12 protein-coding genes are annotated in these 16,743 nt (G+C 35.6%); 4 read left to right on the top strand and 8 right to left on the bottom strand.

Annotated features, from left to right (window positions below; translation table 11 throughout):
* Together C1H58_RS11110 and C1H58_RS11105 are read right to left on the bottom strand one after the other, a co-directional pair.
* Nucleotides 1–4,222 (bottom strand): SdrD B-like domain-containing protein (locus C1H58_RS11110; RefSeq protein WP_165546197.1); only part of this gene is annotated, 4,222 nt, incomplete at its 3' end.
* 291 nt (nt 4,223–4,513) lie between these two features.
* Nucleotides 4,514–4,798: a hypothetical protein gene (locus C1H58_RS11105; protein ID WP_060829308.1), complete on the bottom strand. Its 285-nt coding sequence runs from the start codon at nt 4,796–4,798 to the stop codon at nt 4,514–4,516.
* Between the two features lie 457 nt (nt 4,799–5,255).
* Here C1H58_RS11105 and ssuE point away from each other — a divergent pair, with 457 nt between their 5' ends.
* On the top strand, nt 5,256–5,795 hold the full coding sequence (gene ssuE / locus C1H58_RS11100; protein ID WP_165546196.1) for an NADPH-dependent FMN reductase: 540 nt from the start codon (nt 5,256–5,258) through the stop codon (nt 5,793–5,795).
* 107 nt (nt 5,796–5,902) lie between these two features.
* On the opposite strand, the gene C1H58_RS11095 is transcribed toward ssuE, so the two are convergent.
* From C1H58_RS11095 to C1H58_RS11075, 5 genes are all read right to left on the bottom strand, one after another.
* A complete protein-coding gene (locus C1H58_RS11095; protein ID WP_165546195.1) occupies nt 5,903–7,528 on the bottom strand; it encodes an SdrD B-like domain-containing protein in 1,626 nt (541 codons plus the stop codon).
* A gap of 1,367 nt (nt 7,529–8,895) precedes the next feature.
* Nucleotides 8,896–9,681, bottom strand: coding sequence for an arylamine N-acetyltransferase family protein (locus C1H58_RS11090; RefSeq protein ID WP_165546194.1), 786 nt, complete (start codon nt 9,679–9,681; stop codon nt 8,896–8,898).
* Nucleotides 9,682–9,908: 227 nt separating this feature from the next.
* Nucleotides 9,909–10,466, bottom strand: coding sequence for an isochorismatase family protein (locus tag C1H58_RS11085; RefSeq protein ID WP_165546193.1), 558 nt, complete (start codon nt 10,464–10,466; stop codon nt 9,909–9,911).
* A gap of 14 nt (nt 10,467–10,480) precedes the next feature.
* Nucleotides 10,481–11,056, bottom strand: a complete 576-nt coding sequence (locus C1H58_RS11080; RefSeq protein ID WP_165546192.1) for a TetR/AcrR family transcriptional regulator — start codon at nt 11,054–11,056, stop codon at nt 10,481–10,483.
* An 18-nt stretch (nt 11,057–11,074) separates the two neighbouring features.
* Nucleotides 11,075–11,866, bottom strand: a complete 792-nt coding sequence (locus C1H58_RS11075; protein ID WP_050329804.1) for an arylamine N-acetyltransferase family protein — start codon at nt 11,864–11,866, stop codon at nt 11,075–11,077.
* 118 nt (nt 11,867–11,984) lie between these two features.
* Between C1H58_RS11075 and C1H58_RS11070 the strand changes: the two genes are divergently transcribed.
* The 3 genes from C1H58_RS11070 to C1H58_RS11060 all read left to right on the top strand — a co-directional run bounded on the left by C1H58_RS11070 (nt 11,985) and on the right by C1H58_RS11060 (nt 14,952).
* Nucleotides 11,985–13,388: a DHA2 family efflux MFS transporter permease subunit gene (locus C1H58_RS11070; protein WP_207554660.1), complete on the top strand. Its 1,404-nt coding sequence runs from the start codon at nt 11,985–11,987 to the stop codon at nt 13,386–13,388.
* A 19-nt stretch (nt 13,389–13,407) separates the two neighbouring features.
* A complete protein-coding gene (locus tag C1H58_RS11065) occupies nt 13,408–13,767 on the top strand; it encodes a DoxX family protein (RefSeq protein WP_165546191.1) in 360 nt (119 codons plus the stop codon).
* Nucleotides 13,768–13,986: 219 nt separating this feature from the next.
* Nucleotides 13,987–14,952, top strand: a complete 966-nt coding sequence (locus C1H58_RS11060; protein ID WP_165546190.1) for an amidohydrolase family protein — start codon at nt 13,987–13,989, stop codon at nt 14,950–14,952.
* Nucleotides 14,953–15,223: 271 nt separating this feature from the next.
* Here the strand turns inward: C1H58_RS11060 and merA are convergent, their stop codons facing one another.
* Nucleotides 15,224–16,549: a hypothiocyanous acid reductase MerA gene (merA, locus tag C1H58_RS11055; protein WP_165546189.1), complete on the bottom strand. Its 1,326-nt coding sequence runs from the start codon at nt 16,547–16,549 to the stop codon at nt 15,224–15,226.
* Nucleotides 16,550–16,743 lie beyond the last annotated feature (194 nt).

The raw sequence follows: 16,743 nt of genomic DNA, 5'->3' as shown, positions 1-16,743 counted from the left end.
GACTATATGTTGGTTTGTAGAAGCCGCTATCGATTGTAAGATCATCCGCATTGTTCACTTCGACTTCAACTTTTGTTCCGTCTGAATCTAATGCGTCATCTCCTACATTCGCTGTTGTTGCTTCATAACCTTCTGGTGTTTCAAAGCTGATTTCGTATTTACCATTCGGTAAATCTTTGAAGATGTAGTTGCCATCTTTATCTGTTTTCGTTGTGATCAATGTGCCATCTGGTTGTTTTAATGTTACTGTTACACCGCTGATGCCTGGCTCATTTACATTTTGAATACCATCTTTATTTGTGTCGTGCCATACTTTGTCTCCAACTTTGTATGTCGCTGGTTTTTGGACTGGTGGCTCTTCTTTTTTGTAGAAACCTTGGTCTACTGTTAAATTATCTTCATCTTTAATGACACCTTTTGCATTTAAAGGTCCATCAGAATCTTTAGTATCATCTTCTTTGTTCGCCACTGTCGGAACATAACCTTCTGGCGTTTCAAAGTCTACTTCATATTCTCCATTTGGAAGATCTTTGAATTCATATTCACCTTTATCATTTGTTACAGTCGTGTCTAATTCTTCGCCTGTACTATCTTTAAGCGTTACTTTAACACCTTTTATACCTTTTTCATCTTCATCTTGGATTCCGTTTTTGTTTGTATCTTCCCATACTTTATCACCAAGACTATATGTTGGTTTGTAGAATCCGCTGTCGATTGTGAGGTCATCTTTGTCGACTGTCACTTTAGCAGACGTACCATTAGAATCCTTATCGGCGTCACCTTTGCCGATTTCTGTTGGTTTATATCCTTCTGGTGTTTCGAATTCTATAGTGTACTCACCTTTGGTAACATTTTCGAATAAATATTTACCTTGATCATCTGTTGCTTTCGTTTCAATGGTTTCGCCATCTTTACCTTTTAAAGTCACTTTTACACCGGAAATCCCAGACTCGCTATCTTGTTGGATACCATCTTTGTTTGTGTCTTCCCATACTTTATCTCCAACATGATATTTAGGTTCCTCTTTTTTATAAAAACCTTGATCTACTGTTAAATTATCTTTATCTTTGATGATTGCTTCTGCATTTAATGGACCATCTGAATCTTTAGTATCGTCTTCTTTGTTTGCTACAGTTGGCTCATAACCTGCTGGCGTTTCAAAATCAACTCGATACTCACCGTTTACAAGATCTGTAAAGATATAGTCACCTTTAGTGTTTGTTCTCGTTGTTTTTAACACTGCACCTTTGCTATCTTTCAGTGTCACTTTAACGCCATGAATACCTTTTTCGTCTTCTTCTTGAATTCCGTTTTTATTTGTGTCTTCCCAAACTCTATCACCTAAGTTATATGTTGGTTGGTAGAATCCTGAGTCGATTGTGAGGTCATCTTGAGTCACAGTGATTTCAGCAGATGTTCCATTTGAGTCTTTATCTGCATTTCCTTTACCGATAAGCGTTGGTTTATAACCTTGTGGCGTTTCGAATTCTACTGTGTATTCACCTTTTGCAACATTTTCGAATATATATTTACCTTGGTCATCTGTTGTTTTCGTTTCAATGACATTGCCATTTTTAACTTTGAGCGTCACTTTTACACCAGCAATACCAGACTCACTATTTTGTTGAACACCATCATGGTTAACATCTTCCCAAACTTTATCTCCAACTTTGTATTTTGGTTCTTCTTTTTTGTAGAATCCTTGGTCTACTGTCAAGTTATCTTTATATTTGATAACACCTTTTGCATTTGAAGGGCCGTCTGAATCTTTTGTATCATCTTGCGTGTTTTCAATTGTTGGAACATAGCCTTCAGGCGTTTCAAAATCTACTTGATACTCACCATTTGGAAGGTCTGTAAACTCATATTTACCGTCTTTATTTGTTTGAGTTTCTTTAAGCTTTTGACCTGCTTTATCTTTTAATGTCACTTTCACACCAGATATACCTGGCTCATTATCGCCTTGAACACCATCTTTATTAAGGTCGTTCCATACTTTATCTCCTAGCTTGTAGACAGGCTTATAGAATCCAGAGTCAATTGTCATGTTGTCTTTACCATCGATTTTTACAATTACATCTGTTCCATTCGAATCTTTCCCTCTATCTTCGCCCTGTTCTTTTTTCACAGGGGCATAATCTTTAGGAGTTTCAAAACTAATTGTATATGCTTCTTTATCAGTTAAGCCATCAAATTCATAGTATCCTTTTTCATCTGTTCTTACAGACTTAGATGAACCATCCGCATATTTTAGCGTTACCAATACATTTTTTAATGGTTTCTCATCTTTGTGCGTTCCTTGAATACCATCGTTATCGACATCTTCCCATACATAGTCACCGATTTTATATGTTTTGGCTGGAGGTGGTATTAATTGAGAATCTCCTCCAGAAGCATCAGCAGTCCATTTCGCGAAGTTGTATTTCATAACGCTATAATTATAGCGTCCATCATCTACATTAAGTTGGGCCGATTGATAAATATCATGTGCAGAATTTGGATCTATCTTACTCGTTACTTTTACAACATATACATCTGATGCTAAATTCCCTAAATTTATACTTGCCGAATCTTGTCCATTTTTACCATAATTTACACTATATTTATATGTTACGTTTGTTAATTTGTTATAATCTAAAATTTTCATTGAATCTGGAAGTAAAGAACCGTCTTTAGCATTATAAATCTCTACTTTAGTATTTCGATCAATATTATTTGCACCAGGAATTATAGGTTTTAATAAGCCATAACCATATATATTAAGTGTTGCCGTTGAATAATTTGTATTCTTTTTTGTATTTATATAGATAATTTGCTCTACTGTATTCTTACTTTTTTCAACATCATTGAAAAAAGCGTTTATAGAGGCTTTCCCCAATACTTCAGAAGTTGAATATTTCACATCTTTGTATACCGTAGTCGGTTTGTCTGCAATTGTAAATGTAATTGGTAACTTCTTAGATTCATTTTGCACTACAGCTCTATCTACATATGCAAACATATCTAAGTACGCTGTTACTTGTTCGTATTTGTCTACGTAATCGGTAAAAGTATATACTGTTGTTTTAGTGTTTTTGTTATAATCCCCAGTAGCAATAACCTTACCAGATTGGTCTTTAATATCTACAGGCTTGAATGCACCTAAATCATAGTCTGTTGGTGCAATATTATCTCCATAATTAACGGTAAAGGTGTCACCTTGTTTAACCTCATCATTAATTGTAAACAAAGCAGTAAAGTTGACCGCTTCTGCGTCATGCGCTTCTAAAATCCCATCTTGCTTATCTCTATCTTCTACAATTTTTGCTTCTTTAAGTACTATCATATTGTTAACATTTTTACCAGACAGTGCAGTTGGTTGAACATCCGCAAATGAAGCGCTTCTCACCATTGCACTTCTTGGTTTTAACGAAACAGGTGTTGCTTTTGGTGTATTTTGCTCTTGCTTGTTTGCAAGTGCAATTAACATTTCTGCTGTTAGTTGATCTGAATCAAGATTTTGATAGTCAAGGTTCATCCCTTGTACAACTTGTTTTGCAGTTTCTGAATTCACGCCTGCATTTTTAGAATAGTAATCTACTAATTTCGCTTCTTTTTCTTGACTATCTTCCAAAGCTGTCACTTGTTTCATTGTTTCAGCTAATTGTTTTGGTTGAGGTGTTGATTCTGTAGTCGTTGGCGTTGGCGTTGTATTCGTAGCATTACTTTTCTCAGTCTCTTGAGGTTGAGACACTACAGCTTTTCGCTCAGCTACAGTTGCTTGTTGCTCTTTATTTTCATCAACTGTTGCCGCTTCTTCGTTTTCAGCGGATTTTTCTGTTGGCGTCGGTTGTGTTTTTGATGAAGCTTTATCTTCACCTTGCTGTTTTTCAGCCAGATTTTCATCTTGTTGTGTTTGCTCTGCATTATTAACAGCCTTTTCAGAAGTTGCTCCTTCTTCTGGTAAATCTTCTATAGCATTATCTTGATTCGTATCTTGTGTTGGCACTTCTGGAATAAGGTCAGAATCTGGTTCTCCTGTTGCTTCAGCCGTGTCTTCTGTTTTCTCTTCGGCTAATTGTGTTTGTTTTGCAACTTCTTCAGCTGCACTCGCGTCTTTCGCATGTACGCCAAAAATTAAAGTTGTCCCAATAAGTAAAGACGCCGTACCTACCGTGTATTTTCTGATAGAATACTTGTTTTGTTTGTTCGGTGATAGACCACCTTGATGACTTGCTTTCATAATAAATGTTTCCTCCAAATATTAAATTGTATTAATCATTTTAATTTCATTTTTATCAATATAGGTTTTAAGCACAAAAAAATATAACCTATATTTATATATGAAATTAAAATTAATCAAGCGCATTGAAAACGCTTAACTAAAACTGCAAATTATTTCCTAATTTTTGAATCCCTATTAGTGTACATCACAGAGAAATAATGAAAATACTTCTAATGCATATTGAAACGGCCATCGATAAAGTTATGATAATAGATGTATTTCACGCTATATTTTGTTTATATACATCTATTATTTCCGTACTGTTCTTTTTAAAGCGTGCGCGTAAATACTATTATTTTTATTGATTTGAATCTCAGTATTTAAGTAATAACTCTCAGTTTCATGATTGTAAATAACTGGATCATCTAGAATTTGCCAATCATCACTCTCATGAATGTAGTTACGTATGTGAGCGATATCTCTTTGTATCGTTCTACAACTCACGCCCCACTCATTTGCAACATATACTTTGTTAATTTCTCTGCCTAAAATTAAGTCAGTGTAAATTGATAATAATCGATAAGGTTGATTCATATGCTCCTCCTCATGACATAGTTTTATTGTAATAAACGAGGTGGACATATTATGTCATTAGTCTTATAATACTTATTTTATTTCAAATTAATATTTGCACCTTCAAATATATTAATGTTATAATAAAAAATTATTAAACTACGAATATGTTTTATCTTCATTTTTACAAAATAGATAATCTATTTCACTTAAAAACATGTCTTATTTTTATTCTCTTCATTTTTAATATCAGTCATTTTTTCTCCCTAAAAAATGATTTAATCTCTTTTTATTCTTTTATATTTCATAAAAGTGTTGCCTTTATTGCTCATAAGTCCATGCTTTTTCTTCTATATCATGAGTGACAGTTACTCTTAAATACATGTTGCTAAAATGCTATACTATGGTGTATAAAGAATGGCTTGCTTCTTATTCTTGTAAGTAGGTCGTGATGTGTAGAAATAAAGGAGGTTTTTAAATGTCAAAAGTAACCATTATTGCAGGTGGGCATAAAGTGGTATCCCGTCTAACAGGTGTTATTGACTATACAGAGCAGTTTCTTAATCAAAGAGGAATAGAGACAGAAGTCATTCAAGTGCATCAATTAGATGCTAAAGCATTAATCACAGCTGATTTTACAAGTGAATCGGTTACTGCAACACATCAATCAATCGAAAACTCAGACGGTATCGTCATCGTCTCGCCAGTATTTAAAGCAGCTTATTCAGGGATTTTGAAAACATATTTAGATTTATTACCACGTGGTGCTTTTACAGGTAAAACTGTTTTACCTCTAGCCGTTGGTGGCTCATTTGCACACACACTTGCGATGCAGTATAGTTTGGATCCTGTCATTAAAGAGTTAGGTGCGGATACCATTCATAAAGGTCGTTTTATTCTTGATCAACATATTTCTTATGCTGAGGATGGTCATTACATCTTTGATCAAGAAGCAGAGGCATCATTAAATAAAGTACTTAAAAAATTTGTAAACGGTGAATCACGCGTAATTGATTAGATTCATCGCCTCAGTCCAGACGATTGGGATTACAATATCATATACAAAAATGGATGGGTTGAGATGTTTAAATGTCTCAACCCATTCTAATTTTGATGTTGCTTTAATTATTCTTTATTCGCTCTTTTTGGACGTCTCACAACAGCAAACAATGCGCCTAAACTGATTAAAAGCGTGCCCCACAATGTTGTATCGGCTTCTTCCTTACCTGTGTTGGGTAAGGTTGGTTGCGGATTAACTTTTTTATCAGGTGTTACTGTTTCGCTTGGCACAAGCGGTTTTGAAGGAATAACGATTTCTTTATTTCCTGGTTTTTTTGGTTGTTGTTTTTCATGTCCTGGCGCTTCTGGTAAGGCAGGTACAGGTTCTTTAGGTGTTGCTTCTTTGGGGCCTATTGGCTGTTCCGGCACTTGTGGTGCAGGTTGACTAGGCTCATTCGGATGTTCCGGTACTTTTGGTTCATTTGGTTGTTTTGGTTCATTTGGTTGTTCCGGTGCTTTTGGTTCTTCTGGTGTCGGTGGTGTTGGATTCGTTTTAAAGAAACCACTATCAATAGTAAGGTTATCACCATCTTTAACATCCACTATTGTACTAATATAATTTGAATCTAAGTCTTGAGGCACTTGTGGTGCACGATCGATTGTCGGTTGATAGCCTTTGGGTGTCTCAAAAATGACTGAATATCTTCCATTTTTAATATGTTTGAATGTGTAATGGCCTTGTGCATCCGTTACTGTACGACCGATTTCTTTTTCTTGATCATTGAGAATGATGACCGTCACACCTGTAATACCAGGTTCACCTGGATCTTGTCTTCCATTTTTATTAACATCTTCCCATACTAAATCACCGACTCTATATGTCTTTTCTGCTTCATTTGCATTTTTGAAAACACCGAAGTCCGCATTTAAGTCGTCTTTATCTGTAATATCTACAAGCGTTACTCTACCATTAGAATCATTTTCAGGTGTTGTTTGATGTTCATGTATACGCGTAGGTGTGTAACCTTTGGGTGTGTAGAATTGAACATAGTAACGTCCTTTTTTAATACCACTAAATATGTAATGACCATTTTCGTCTGTAAATACAGTCTTCAACACTTTACTATTTAAATCCTTGAGTTCTACACGAACATTTGGTACGCCCGGTTCACCTGGATCTTGTCTTCCATTTTTGTTAACATCTTCCCATACTAAATCACCAATTCGATATGTACCTGTTTGTGCTTCAGAGGCCGTTGCTGTGGTTGGTATTTTTTCTTTTGTTACCTGAGCTACGTTTTGTACTTGTGCGTTTAGTGATGTTGCTTCTTTTGTAGTCACATCAGGCGTTTTATTCTGTAACGTATCTATAACTTGAGCGGAACCACTCTGTGTGGGAACCTCACTTGATTGCTCTTGAAGATTCCACTGTTCTTCTACTTTTTCGTTATTTTGAATACTTTCATTTTGTAAAACTGGTTTCTCTTCAATATTCTCAGCTTGATGTGATACCTTTAATTCTGTTAATTTTTCCGCTACTTGTGTCTCTTCAGGAGGTACTTCCATTAGATGACTATCGACTTTTACGGCTTCTTGTTCAACTTCTGCTGCTTCAGCATCGTGTGCATGTGTGCCAAAAATTAATATTGTTCCAACTAATAATGATGCTGTACCTACAGTACACTTTCGAATACCATATCGTTGTCGCTTATTGTTAAAAAGGTTTAAGTTGTTATTTTTTCTCTGTCTCACTTATTTAAAATCCTCCTTATTATAATCGCTGATACACTTTTAGTTTTAACAAATAAAATCTATTTATTAGAAATTCTTATCATTTACGATAATTTAATTATACATTTTCTTTTTGATATTGCATTATAATAATAAAAAGTTAAGATTCTCATAATTTATAAAAATTGAAATTTCCTAATTTTACTGTTTTTCATTGATATATTAGGCTAATTATTAACTTAAAGTTAATAATTAATAAGTATCTTTCTATACATAAAATACGCATTTAAAAGTCATAACTTTTTTGTCATATATAAAAACAAGACCAAGACAGAAATCGATTTATTTCCGTCGCACCTCCTGTATGCGTACACCACTTGATGTAGGGCTTTATTACAAGTACACATAAAATTAAGACGATGTCGTTTTATTAAAAGATGTCGCCTCAATTATTCAGGTCTAAAGTTCTAGAATGGTATTTTTTACTTTTTCTACACGTCTCCCTATAATCAATAACGTATCCAACGCCACTAAAACAATACGTCAAAATTAATCGTTGCTTTCTTCACATCTGTATAAGGCGAATGGTGGGTGTTTGAAGTCAGACGCTTTATAGATTGAGATATATGATGATCCGTATATTTAGATATTTGGTTCATATGACGATGGTACTTATTGCGCTGATTGTTCTTCTTTTGGCTATCATACTACTGGTAGCTGTTGTGAAGGGCTGTCGGTTATATTCATCAGTGATATGTTTTTGGGGCCGGGTCCAACTGTTTTGACCCATCATTTTTCTACTATGTCTTGCGCTGTATCTTTATCAGCTTTTACGTCAGTCGGATGTATATCTAACACTATCATTACACCTATGAAAAAAGGGGGTAATTCAACGGTCCATTTGCCTTTATATTGTGGATTGACTAGGTGATTGTTGTTGCATCAAAATCAATAACTTCCATTTATACATGCTTGCATTTTTTGCTTATTAAAAAAATAAACTCATCTTTTAATACAAGCTTTTTAGTTTCTACACAAACATATTTCTAAGGATATACAGCCTCTCTTTATTTATGTCTTCTAGAGACAATATCGATTATCAGCTGTCAAAACAACATTCAAAACCTACAACTCATTTATCATTTAATAAAACCGCGCAAAGCTAATAAAATTCTCATAAATTCAGTAGTTGCGTGCTCTGTGCTTCATTCACACTTACGTTTCTATAAGAATACGCAATGATACTCCTTCATATTGTTCATTTATTCAGTATTTCTTATGACCATTTGTACAATGATTATGCTTTTGAAGATAACTTCCATCCATAAAACGTGGAGGCATAAAAAAAGACGCCATCCCCATTGTTACATGGAAATGACGACATCACACTACTGTTGTTCTAATGCTGGAATTGTTTCATCAATATTAAAACATTGCTTTAATAATGTTTTATAATTAGTAGGGGTCACATCAATTTGTTGCTTATTTCCGTGTTGTATTAAATTAACGTGATTTTCTGTCATTGTGATATGACCGTTATCAGTTTTTTTATTAATGAGCAAATGATGTTTAAAATTATATTGTGGATTAAAAACCGTATAATCAAAATCTCTCATAAAATCAATTAAAGCTCGTGGCTCTCGTTTAAAGTTCAATAGGTCAATCCAATTTTCTTGATTTTTCTTTGTTGTTTGAACGAAATAGCTCTGTGAGTCATCATCATAAATAATTCGATAAAAATCGTCTTCATCTTCAACCACTTCACCAGTCAATGGAATAGGCTGACTCGGAAAATGACCAAATCCGGTATCTGCCAAATAATACTGATGATCGATAGTAACGATATTTGTTAAATGCGTCGCCCGCTTCTTCCAATCTCGTTTAGGGGGTTTCACATAACCAGCAACCATTATCGTATCAAAGCCTCGTGCTGTCAGATAAGCGTTTGTGACTACATTGTTTTCATAACATAAACCGCCACGATGTTTTTTTGTAAATTTATCAATATTCGTTTGCACATCTGTTGAAATCGTTCTTCCATTATAAATATCAATCGCTTCAAACGGAATTGTATATAAAAATTTTCGGATATATGATGTTAAATCTTCAAGGGTGTTCCCTTCTTTTTCTGAGGCTGTGAGTCCAATGTGCGATTCCAATGCTTCAAAATTCATTGACAAAACCTCTCTCTTTTTTTATTTTGACAGTTCGCATTTGACATACATTGTGTCAGTCGTATATACATACAGATGATGTCAGGTGATTTACACTTTTATAAACGGACTCAACACATTGAAAACACGCTGTGCTTTGTGTTCAATCCGTTATAGAATGCATATTTTGTAATTACGCATGGCACGTCACTTTAGACCAAGTAAGTGGTATAAAAGAACCAACTCACTTAAGTTAATTGTTCTAAAAATGCTTGGGTTGTCATCGTTTGCCCCATCACTGGGAAAGTATAGTTAACAGAAAAATCATGCAGATGTTCAGCCGGTGCTGTCATCATATCTGTTAAAAAGTATTGATTATAACCGTACTGATAAGCGTCTCGTGCTGTTGTATCAACACCCATATGCGTAGAAATGCCACCAATGACTACCGTATCAATGCCACGGCGTCTCAACTGTAAATCTAAATCCGTACCGAAAAAGCCACTAAAATGTCTTTTCGTTACGACGTAATCTCCTTCACGATAATCCAATTGCTCTGGAAAATCAGAAAAAGTAGGATCAGATTCGTCAGGCAGTTGCACCATCGCATTCGGTTGAAGTTTGTCTTTACCATCGTAAAAAGCCACATGTACAAAAGCAATAAAGCCATTATGCGCACGGAATTGTTCAATCACTTGATTCGCATGGTTCACTACCGATTCAGTTGAATGCGGTGCACCGTCTAAAGCGACAATCCCTTTTTGTATATCTACTAAAATTAACGCTGTTTTTTTAAAGTCTATCATTTAAAAGCCTCCATTTATTTTAAATATATTTTGAGTAATTTCTCTAAATACGCTTCTCTTGTATAACCGCGTGTAAATCGTTCATACATATAAATGTCTGAAGAAAAAGCGTTGAATAACATATCCAACTTCAATTCTATGTTTTCAATATTTCTAGATTTTTCAATCTCTTGTTGTATAATGCGGTACAAGTCACCATAAAAAGGTGCAGCATTTGTCGCATTCGCTTTTAAGCCGTTCTTTTCAATAAAGCTCAGTAATTTTAAATTGCGCTCTTTCAAATCTAAAAAAATGGCTAGTGCACCATAAATCCTTTTATGCAATGGTGCATCTTCATTTTGTGACAAAAAATGTTCAATTTCTATGAACATATCATCGATTTGGTCATCGATCACTGCTCGACATAGCATCGATTTACTATCAAAATGACGATATAATGTCCCTACGCCTACGTTTGCTTCTTTTGCAATCGCCGACATACTGATAGATTTGATATCATCATTTTCGCCAATCATTTTTGTTGCTGTTTCTAATATCATTTTCTCGTTTCTACGTGCGTCTAAACGTTTTGTCGTCTCTTTGCTTGTCATATGCAACACACCTTTGTCTTATTCTTCTGTATCTTGCTCCAAACGTGATACAGTAACGTCTAATCCAAAGTATTTTTTCAAAATTGCTTTGTAATTTTCGGATGTCACATCGTGTTTTTCTTTCTTGCCTTCTTTTGAAATCGTTAAATTTTCGTGAGACATTGTTGCTCTACCGTATGGCTTAGGCATTGTGACAATAAGTCGTTTGACGAATACAGAATTAGGATTGGTTTGATTGTATTCGATGTTGTCAGAAAAATAGTCTAAATCGCGTGCTTGTGGCTCTGCTTCGTATTTCGTTTGCCATTCTTCATCGACCCATTTTTGAACATGAATAGTGTCATCAATATATACTGCACGATAAGTACCTCCAATATCTTCCACAATATCTGAACCGTCATGTGTGACATGAAGGGCATCTGCAGGTAAATCTCCAAAGCCTACATCAGCAACGTAACTTTCACCTTCTATTTCTACAATCAATGACATATGCGTCCCAAATCGACTCCGACCGCCATTAGGTGTATGAATCGTTGCACCTACAAAATGCGTATCAAAGCCTTTTTCTTCGAGATAAGCACCAAAGAATGTATTGTTTTCATAACAATACCCACCACGATTACGCTTGATGAGCTTGTCATACAAATCGTCCAATTCTGTTGAAATACGAACACCATTTTGGACATCCAAATTTTCAAACGGGACATGATACATAAATTGTCGTGTATAGTAATTGAGCGCTTCAACACGACCTTTGAATTGTTTTTGTTCATTGATTTCTAATTTCTTCTCTATATTTTGTATATCCATAATGGCCTCCTTATTTTTTATGCCTCTAATATTAAATGGAATTTGCAAATTTGACAAATGGAATGCATTCCGCTTAAAATAAGTGATAGTCAATTCCGTTTAGAAAGAGGTGACGTATATGTCGGATAGGGCTACTTCGAACGATTCGATGCAACATCATATTCCTGCAATCGCAATGATGATGATTGGTGCTTTTATCGCAGTACTCAATCAAACTTTAATGACGACTGTGATTCCTAAAATAATGGAGGAATTTCGTCTTACAAGTGGCACTGCACAATGGTTAACGACCATCTTCATGCTTGTAAACGGGATTATGATTCCGATAACCGCTTATCTTACACAGCGTTTTTCATTAAGACGGTTATTCTTTACAGCTATGCTGTTATTCGTCGTGGGTTCCTTATTATGTATGCTCGCGCCTAACTTCACATTACTTTTAGTAGGTCGGGCGATTCAAGCAATGGGTGCAGGGATTTTGATGCCACTGACACAAATGTTTTTATTCCTTGTCTTTCCATTAGAAAAACGCGGTATGGCCATGGGGCTTTTCGGATTAGTCATTGGTTTTGCGCCAGCAATCGGGCCTACTGCTGCAGGTTGGTTTGTTACTGCATTTGATTGGCGCTATTTATTTTTAATCATACTCATCATTTCAGTGATTGATTTATTATTCGGTTATTTTAAAATGATGAATCTGACTGAATTATCCAAACCGAAACTTGATATTTTATCCGTGATATTATCAACGGTTGGATTTGGCGGTTTATTATTCGGCTTTAGTTCAGCCAGTCAATTTGGATGGGGCAATCCTATCATTTATTTAACACTTCTCGTAGCCGTCGTGACATTGGTCACTTTTGTTATGAGACAGCTTAAATTAGAGACACCTATGCTTGAAATACGTGTGTTTCAATATCGGGCTTTTACGATACCAATTAGTTTAGTCATTCTGATGTTTTTGATATTTATCGGGACATTGACAATACTTCCAATCTATATGCAGACGATGCGTGGCTTAACGCCGCTTCAATCCGGTCTCATTTTACTCCCGGGTGGTCTGGTGATGGGGCTCCTTTCACCTGTGACAGGTAAATTGTATGACATCATTGGCGGACGCATTCTCGCAGTGAGTGGGATGACGCTTATTTTTATCGGCACATTGCTTCTCTCGTTTTTAAATGCAGAATCATCTATCACTTATATCGTCTTATCATTTTTAGTGATGATGTTGGGTAACTCTGGCATTATGGTGCCAATGACAACTGAAGCACTTAATGCTCTACCAAGAGAACTCATCCCGCATGGGACTGCAATGAATAACACGTTACGTCAAATTTCTGCTGCGATTGGAACGGGGTTACTGGTTACGTTACTAACACAACTCGCTATGGGACATGGAGGTAGCACTATTGCCAGTCACATTTTTGGATTGCAATGGACGTATAAAGTGGTTGCATTTCTAAGCTTAATTGGGACACTCATTGCCCTTCGTGTATCAAAAAAAGAATCATCAAATTAAAAAATTAGGAGGTTGTATGATGTTATTAAATCATGCGATTAATGCTTACGTTGCAAAGGATATTATTAAAAGTGGTTTGCCAAAAGTGAGAAATGATGAAGCAATGGCAACACAATTTAAAGAAGCATTTAATATAAACAAAAACTTGATGCAAATTGCTGGGGTATTTGAAATTGTAGGTTCTATCTTATTATTAACTTCTACATTTGGCAAAGCAGGTGTGAAGTTTGTACGTTTAGGAGCCGTAATGATTAATCTCATTATGGGCGTCGCAATGTATCGACACGTCAAAGCGGGCCATGGTTATAAAGCAACCCAGTCCGCTGGTAAATATTTCTTATTAAACACCTTAACATTGCTTGATACATTTAAACGATAAGCCATCTTTTTCAAAATAGACACAACGATGACGATAAATTTTTAGATTTTCAATCTACTTTTTGGGGTAAATGTATGTTATGAGGGTATATTTACAAACTATACAACCGTAGTAATTGATAAAATTTTTGCGTCATATTTTGCGTCATATTTAGCTATAAAATGTAATGAAGGGACCCTCGGAAATAATTGTAAATTTGAAATGGAGATGATTGTGAGCATGACTAATATAAAAGCAATTGATACGCATGCACACTTATGGAGTGAAGCTTACTTAGAGCGTTTAGGCAAACTCGGCAGTCAAGGTACAGAGGTTGCAAAAGGGATTAACCAATCCGACTCAGAAGAAGACTTAAAAAAACGTTTTAAAATGATGGATGATGCGGGAGTTGAAAAACAAATCATTTCAGCCACACCGCAATCGCCACAGTGGGGAAATCAAGAAGAAGCCAAAGTTTCGGCAGAAATGATTAATGGATTGTATGAATCACTCGTACAAAAATATCCAGAACGTTTTTTAGCATATGGCGCCGTGTCACTTCCCTATATCAATCAAGCCATTGAAGAAGCTAAAGTGCTATTAGCTAAAGATGAATTTATAGGCATTGCCATTCCGACACTCGTCAAAGATAAAGTGTCTGTTGCTGATTTACAATTCGAACCTTTTTTCAAAGCAATGAATGACCAACATGCGACACTTTACGTTCATCCTACGGGTTGCGGTGCTCAATCACCAATGGTCAATGATTTCCAATTACATTGGGTCATCGGCGCTCCTTTAGAAGCGACTTTTGTGGCATTGCATTTACTCAAAAACAATATTCCACAAAAATATCCTAACATTAAATTTCATATTTCACATTTAGGAGGGGCGTTGCCTTTCTTTATGCAACGTATTGAAGATAACTACGAAGACTGGAATGCTTTTGAAACAAGTCCTTGGGAAATCTTAAATCGTCAATTTTACTTTGATACAGCCAATTTTCATGGGCCTTCATTAATCAACACGATTGAAACCTTTGGTGCTGAGCGCTTAATGATGGGAAGCGACTTTCCATATTTCCAAGATAAAAAATATACACGTGCGGTAGACTATATTAAAAACAGCGGTATTGAAGCTGATAAAATTGATGGCATTCTACGTGGAAATGCAGTAGAATTCTTTGAAATCAATCGTCAAGAATAAACAATTTTAAAGTATAACACGAAAACGCTGCTTTTCTTGTCATCTCATATAAGGTCACTGAGAGATAGATCCCAAAATAAATATAGCGCTAAGATGATTTTTACTAGAAAATCATCTTAGCGCTTCCTTTTTATGATAAAACTTCGTACGATATGACTTTGCTTTCCGAGGGGGTCACAGTCCCTAAACAATCACGTTCAAGAAGGCAAAGTTATCAAAAATTTTATGTCCCGCATCCTTTTTTCTATTTATTTTCTATCATTGAACTGAATTACAGATTAAACAAGTCATTCAATGCTTCAGCCATTGTTGGATGCGTATACATTTGATCTCTCAAAACGGTGTAAGGGAGTTTTTGATCCATGGCTAATTTAATAAGATTGATTAATTCTTCTGACTGTAAGCCATATAATGTGGCTCCTAAAATTTGTTGACTTTGTTTATCTACAACGGTCTTAAATATGCCTCGTGCGTCATTATTAATCTTATGACGAGGCAGCGTATTAACCGCAACAGTGTTTTCCAGAATCTCTTTCCCTTTTTGGCGCGCTTGTTCAGCCGTCATTCCCACACGAGCAAGAGGCGGATCGATAAAAACAGTATAAGGCACATTACCACGTTGTGCCGTTGTGCGCGAACCGTCGCCAAAGAGTTGAGACTTTATAATTCTAAAATCGTCTAACGAAATATAAGTAAATTGCATATCGCCATTGACGTCACCAATTGCGTATATGTGATCAATCGTAGTTTGTCGCTTCTCATTCACTACAATCTCACCACGTTCTCCCAATTGTACGCCGACAGCTTCAAGGTTTAAATGCGCCGTATTCGGTTTTCGACCTGTCGCAATTAACACAGCTTCTGCTTCAAAGTCACCCTGATTTGTTTTTACGATTGTTGTTTTGTCTTGGTCAACGATTGCTTCTGTCTCAACTTGATAAACAAAATGAATCCCTTTTTGTGTCAAATCATGTTCTACTTGTGCTGCAACTTCTGAATCTTCTCGACCTAAAATATGATGTTCTTTTGCTAATACGGTTACTTCAGTCCCGAAATTAGCAAAAATCGATGCAAATTCAAGTGCGATATAACCACCACCTATAATAACAAGGCGTTTGGGCTGAGTCGTAAGGTTCATGATCCCTTTAGAGTCAAACACACGTTCAGAAGTATGGATACCTTCAATTGGTGGCATGATGGGTGTTGCCCCTGTATTTACAACAATATTTGTGCCTGTTATACGCTGGACGGTTCTTCCTTCTGTATCCAACAAATTAATTTCTTTATCTGTTTCAAACTTGGCCGTTAAATTAATCACATCAATTGTTGGCTCATCTGCTAGCATATGATAATTTTTTTGGTTCAGCCCTTCTACGACATTTTGTTTACGATGCATACTTTCTACAAATGAAGCAGATGTTAAGCCGTCATGTACTAGAACTTTTGAAGGGATGCAACCGACATTAATACAAGTCCCTCCGTACATTTCAGCAGATTGCTCAACGACTGCCACTTTTTGTCCTTGTTGTGCAGCAAACTTCGCTAAAGTTTTACCGCCTTTACCAAAGCCAATAATGATTAAATCGTAGTTATTCATAAAAATCACTCCAATTTCATATTGATTGATACAACTTTCTATAGAAAACAACAAAAATCTTGTTGAATACTCTCAATAAACGCGATTTCAAAAAATATTCTATCTAAATTAAATATATTTCCTAAATACCACATTTATCAGAATCCCAACCTTATCTTTGTTGCTACATCCAATGGGGTGTGTTCGTTTTAAAT

Source organism: Staphylococcus sp. 191 (assembly GCF_011174885.1).
Classification (GTDB): Bacteria; Bacillota; Bacilli; order Staphylococcales; family Staphylococcaceae; genus Staphylococcus; species Staphylococcus coagulans.
The sequence above is the reverse complement of the archived record's forward strand: the minus strand, read 5'-3'. Positions and strand labels throughout refer to the sequence as shown.

Bases quoted from the DNA above. Each gene is read 5' to 3' on its own strand.
- C1H58_RS11105 (WP_060829308.1), bottom strand. From the start codon at position 4,798: ATGAATCAACCTTATCGATTATTATCAATTTACACTGACTTAATTTTA.
- ssuE (WP_165546196.1), top strand. From the start codon at position 5,256: ATGTCAAAAGTAACCATTATTGCAGGTGGGCATAAAGTGGTATCCCGT.
- C1H58_RS11090 (WP_165546194.1), bottom strand. From the start codon at position 9,681: ATGAATTTTGAAGCATTGGAATCGCACATTGGACTCACAGCCTCAGAA.
- C1H58_RS11085 (WP_165546193.1), bottom strand. From the start codon at position 10,466: ATGATAGACTTTAAAAAAACAGCGTTAATTTTAGTAGATATACAAAAA.
- C1H58_RS11080 (WP_165546192.1), bottom strand. From the start codon at position 11,056: ATGACAAGCAAAGAGACGACAAAACGTTTAGACGCACGTAGAAACGAG.
- C1H58_RS11075 (WP_050329804.1), bottom strand. From the start codon at position 11,866: ATGGATATACAAAATATAGAGAAGAAATTAGAAATCAATGAACAAAAA.
- C1H58_RS11070 (WP_207554660.1), top strand. From the start codon at position 11,985: ATGTCGGATAGGGCTACTTCGAACGATTCGATGCAACATCATATTCCT.
- C1H58_RS11065 (WP_165546191.1), top strand. From the start codon at position 13,408: ATGTTATTAAATCATGCGATTAATGCTTACGTTGCAAAGGATATTATT.
- C1H58_RS11060 (WP_165546190.1), top strand. From the start codon at position 13,987: ATGACTAATATAAAAGCAATTGATACGCATGCACACTTATGGAGTGAA.
- merA (WP_165546189.1), bottom strand. From the start codon at position 16,549: ATGAATAACTACGATTTAATCATTATTGGCTTTGGTAAAGGCGGTAAA.